The sequence below is a fragment of the Vibrio sp. 1249-1 genome (genome assembly GCF_033340495.1).
In genome coordinates this window covers 1-3,854 of record NZ_JAWOWJ010000039.1, presented here as the reverse complement: position 1 = coordinate 3,854, position 3,854 = coordinate 1, and the positions used below count along the sequence as shown (strand labels likewise).

General features: G+C 41.8%; 8 protein-coding genes. 7 read left to right on the top strand and 1 reads right to left on the bottom strand.

Features of this window, described 5'->3' with window-relative positions:
• The first annotated feature begins 335 nt into the window (after positions 1-335).
• From R7Z50_RS24025 to R7Z50_RS24005, 6 genes are all read left to right on the top strand, one after another.
• Entirely contained in the window at positions 336-677 is a 342-nt protein-coding gene (locus R7Z50_RS24025) for a MobC family plasmid mobilization relaxosome protein (RefSeq protein WP_025607773.1), read from the top strand.
• A gap of 687 nt (positions 678-1,364) precedes the next feature.
• Positions 1,365-1,832 (top strand): MbeB family mobilization protein, encoded by a 468-nt coding sequence (locus R7Z50_RS31615; RefSeq protein WP_203506492.1) that lies wholly within the window; start codon positions 1,365-1,367, stop codon positions 1,830-1,832.
• Positions 1,833-2,066 carry an MbeD/MobD family mobilization/exclusion protein gene (locus tag R7Z50_RS31610; RefSeq protein WP_169567099.1) on the top strand — a complete coding sequence of 78 codons (234 nt, stop codon included), beginning with the start codon at positions 1,833-1,835 and terminating at the stop codon, positions 2,064-2,066. It begins immediately after the preceding gene.
• 61 nt (positions 2,067-2,127) lie between these two features.
• Entirely contained in the window at positions 2,128-2,520 is a 393-nt protein-coding gene (locus R7Z50_RS24015; RefSeq protein ID WP_224723981.1) for a type II toxin-antitoxin system RelE/ParE family toxin, read from the top strand.
• Positions 2,510-2,797 (top strand): NadS family protein, encoded by a 288-nt coding sequence (gene nadS, locus R7Z50_RS24010; RefSeq protein WP_029946694.1) that lies wholly within the window; start codon positions 2,510-2,512, stop codon positions 2,795-2,797. Before R7Z50_RS24015 ends, nadS begins: the two co-directional genes overlap by 11 nt.
• 16 nt (positions 2,798-2,813) lie before the next feature.
• Entirely contained in the window at positions 2,814-2,984 is a 171-nt protein-coding gene (locus R7Z50_RS24005; protein WP_005398424.1) for a hypothetical protein, read from the top strand.
• Positions 2,985-3,218: 234 nt separating this feature from the next.
• Here the strand turns inward: R7Z50_RS24005 and R7Z50_RS24000 are convergent, their stop codons facing one another.
• Positions 3,219-3,434 (bottom strand): hypothetical protein, encoded by a 216-nt coding sequence (locus R7Z50_RS24000; RefSeq protein ID WP_031819061.1) that lies wholly within the window; start codon positions 3,432-3,434, stop codon positions 3,219-3,221.
• Between the two features lie 158 nt (positions 3,435-3,592).
• Between R7Z50_RS24000 and R7Z50_RS23995 the strand changes: the two genes are divergently transcribed.
• Positions 3,593-3,841, top strand: a complete 249-nt coding sequence (locus tag R7Z50_RS23995) for a hypothetical protein (RefSeq protein ID WP_005398517.1) — start codon at positions 3,593-3,595, stop codon at positions 3,839-3,841.
• Positions 3,842-3,854: the final 13 nt, after the last annotated feature.

The following is a 3,854-nucleotide window of genomic DNA, read 5'->3' as shown; positions in this document are numbered from 1 at the left end:
GGGCAGCCCGAAAGGGAAGAGACTTACCCAATCTGAAAGCGACCAAAAAGATACCCAAATCACTCATAAATTTGAGTTGAAATGGGTAGGGGTCGGCGCAGCCGAAAGGGTGGTTTGCGCTAGCTTGGCTAGCCTCCTCTTTGCTCTTACTGTCATTGTTTGATACTTCATGATTTCCCTTATTTGCATTTCTTTATCTTACTTTCTATCTTTTGTTAAGCACATAAGCAAGGCTACACAAAGACCCCTCCACTTCGTTACGTTGTCATTGTGCCTTGTAAGGGACGCTACGCTCCCTTAACCCTAGTTAAAAGCACTCAAACTAAAGAATTGCCATGACTGAAAAGAAGAAAGTAATACGAGAAAAGTCCATCAAGATCAGAGTCACTGAGACTGAACTTCAAGCTCTGAAAGATCGGTGTGATGGTGCGGAATTAGCTCCTTGGGTGAGAGAGACTTGTCTTGGGGAACGGACTCTTAAAAGAGCCAATGTTCCTAAAGTAGACCCCGCATTATTGCGCCAGTTATCTGGACTTGGAAATAACTTGAATCAGATCACTAGAGTAGTGAATACCCAGAATTATGATGTCGTGAATGTGGTTCAAGTATTGGCTCAACTTTCAGCAATCGAGCGTCAGCTTGGGCAAATAATGGCACAGTATGAGATCTCAGTATGATTGTTCAGTTCGCTCGTAGAGGTAAGGGCGTTGGGAGTGGCCCTGTTGATTATCTCTTAGGGAAAGATAGAAATCGGGAGAGGGCGACACTTAATCAAGGCGATCCTGATTTAGTTCAATCACTCATTGATTCGAGTCCTTACGCCAAAAAGTACACATCGGGCTTTCTCTGTTTTGCTGAAACGGACTTATCACAAGAGATTAAAGATCGCCTCATGGCTGATTTTGAAAAGGCTTTGTTACCAGGCTTAGACAAAGACCAATACTCCATTCTTTGGGTAGAGCATCTTGATAAAGGGCGGTTAGAGCTGAATTTTGTTATTCCAAATATTGAGCTTCATTCTGGCAAGCGACTTCAACCTTACTACCACTTTGCAGACAATCCTCGTATCGATGCGTGGCGCACCATTAAGAATCTTGAACTAGGGCTTCATGACCCAGATGACCCTGCTAATCAGCAAGGCTTGGTGAGTGCTAAAGACACTCCATCCGATGCAAAAGAGATTCAGCAACTTCTTACCGATGGTCTACTTAATCTTGCTCAATCAGGCGCGATCCGTAGTCGAAAAGGGGTAATTGGTGCGCTTGAAAGCAAAGGATTTGAGATTGCCAGAGTGACAGCTAAAAGCATCAGCATTAAGAATCCCGAAAGTGGGAAACGAAACATAAGATTAAAAGGTTTGTTGTATGAGCAAGATTTTGAATATGGCGAGGGACTTCAATTCGCAATCGAAGAAGCAAGCCAACGCTATCGAGCAAACGCTAAAGAAAGACTTCGAGAGGCACGAACAACGTATTCAAGATGCGTTGAAATCAAGCGAGCAGAAAATCATAAACGACATCCAAGAGCAGCAATCACGTTTGAATCTCTTGGTGATGAAAACATGGATTTGGTTGCCAGTGACCCTGTTATTTTTGGTGATCGTCAGTTACGGGATCGCTTGGTATCAAGGGCAGACGATATTAGACAATCAGAAAAAGATAGCCCGCCAAAAAGCGATCCTAGAGCAGTTCCAGAACAAGACTTGGGGGCTTTCTCTGTACGAGAGCCAGAAAGGGGAACGTTTTATTGTGATACCAGAGGGTTACTCGATTCTGGAGGGGTGGACAATGAACGATGGCAAGAACGAGCTGATCAAGTTGGAGAGGAAATAAATGACCGAGCTAGAGAAACAACTTTTGCACGCCTTCGAGGTTTTAGAGAGGCAGCACAAGGAGCAGCACAGCGAGTTCGTGAAGCTCTACAAGGATTTAGAGAAAAGATTCGAGCAGAGCAGCGAGGAGAACCAACGCTTACAGAGCAGTGTGAGCAGCTTGACCATGCAAGTAAACAACTTGACGCAGCAGCTCCAGTCGTTGGAAAAGCAATACAGCAAGAGCAGTCGTTAGCACGACAAAATCGCAGAGGTCGAGGTTTCGGATTTAATCGTTAATACATTTGAAAATACGCTTGCCAGGAGTACAATGTACTCCTATTCTTTTGGGAGAGGATCGGGTTATTAGCTACGCATTAGAGTTTATTGAAACGCCATTGTTTGAATCTCAGCGAAAAGAGATGCTCACGGATGAAGAGTTTCGAGCGTTGCAGTCAGACATCATCAAAAACCCAGAAATGGGATCGTTGATTGTCGGAACGGGAGGGCTAAGAAAAGTTCGCCTTGCTGGAGAATCGACAGGTAAGAGTGGTGGTTATCGAACGATTTACTTACTGATCCAACCTGATGTTGTCTATTTGGTGTTGCTGTACAAGAAAGGGAGAAAGGACTCTTTAACTCAGAAAGAGAAGAATCTCCTTAAAGAAGTGTCGAGGTCGATTAAGAGAGAGTATGACAATGAGCAATAGTATTTTTGATGAACTTTATACATCGATGAAGCAAGCCGAAGCGATTGCAAAAGGAGAGCAGACTCCTGCGAATGTCACTCGTTATGAGATTGCCGATGTTAAAGCGATCCGAGCACAACTGGATGTCAGCCAAAAAGAGTTGGCACAAGCGATGGATGTGAGTATTGATACCGTGAAAAGTTGGGAGCAAGGACGGAGAAATCCGACAGGTTTAGCAAGCAAAGTCCTAACTCTACTCTCTAAAGAGCCAGAGCTTTATGCGAAGTTTTCAGTTTAAAGATTAAGAGGTGTCTATGAGTGCAGCTGTTACTTTTGAGCAATTCTGTCAGCGTTACGAGTACGATCCGAGAAGTTCGTTATCTCGATTTGAATATGAGAAGTACAAAGAGAAGAAGTACAAAGAGAACTTAGAGATAGCTAACGAGCTGATCACCAAAGATGCCATCGATAAGATGAAAACATAGAAAAAACGCCCTTAGAGGGCGTTTTTTGTTTCAATCGAACTGCGAACTTTTTGTCCTGTAAATCGCTCTGAAAGCGTCACAAACTTACAGCCCGATTTCTGGCTAATTAGGTAAGGATAAGTGCTTAAAAACGCTCCAGGAGCGTTTTGAGAGCGTCAGATTGGCGTTTTGAGATGCTAAGTCGGCTATTTAACGTAATAGGAATAATAATCACCACCACAACGTTATGTTGCTTTAAATTATGAGCTTCTTTGCTTCGATTTGAAGCCATTCAAATGTGTTTTTGGGCTCTCCATGCATTTCCATTTGATGCCAAAGTTTTTCAAATGACAAAATAGTGACTTGTAGAGCAACTTCTTCATTTCCAATTTCCATTGTTAAATTTTCGAGAAGTTTAATCGTATGAGCATCTACTAAAGTGTCGTATTTTTTTATTTTACACAAAGCCATAACGCAATACTCACAAAGTGTTGATATGCATGTAACTTTATAATAGTGCTCAATTGCGTATATAGTGGTTTTTTTTGGCCTAAGTCTATTAAGAACGTTCAATTGCTCACACAAACCTAGTCTTAAATATGATGTGTATGAGATAAATGGGATAAAGCGTGAAACTAAAAATTTATTTTAAAACATCGAATAACAAAGGCTTTGAAATCGCATCATATCAAGAACATTACGAGACAATTGTTGCTCAATGGCTTTCGTTAGGTCGTACACTAGAATCGAGTTCTTTTTTCCTTGTGCTGTACGATGATGATGGTAAGTGTGTAGATGCCAAATATCTTTCAAAAAATAATTTTAGTCGATTGCTGATAGAGTGGGACTGCTTTGGTTTAAAAGAAAGTAATGAGTAATTTAACGTAACAC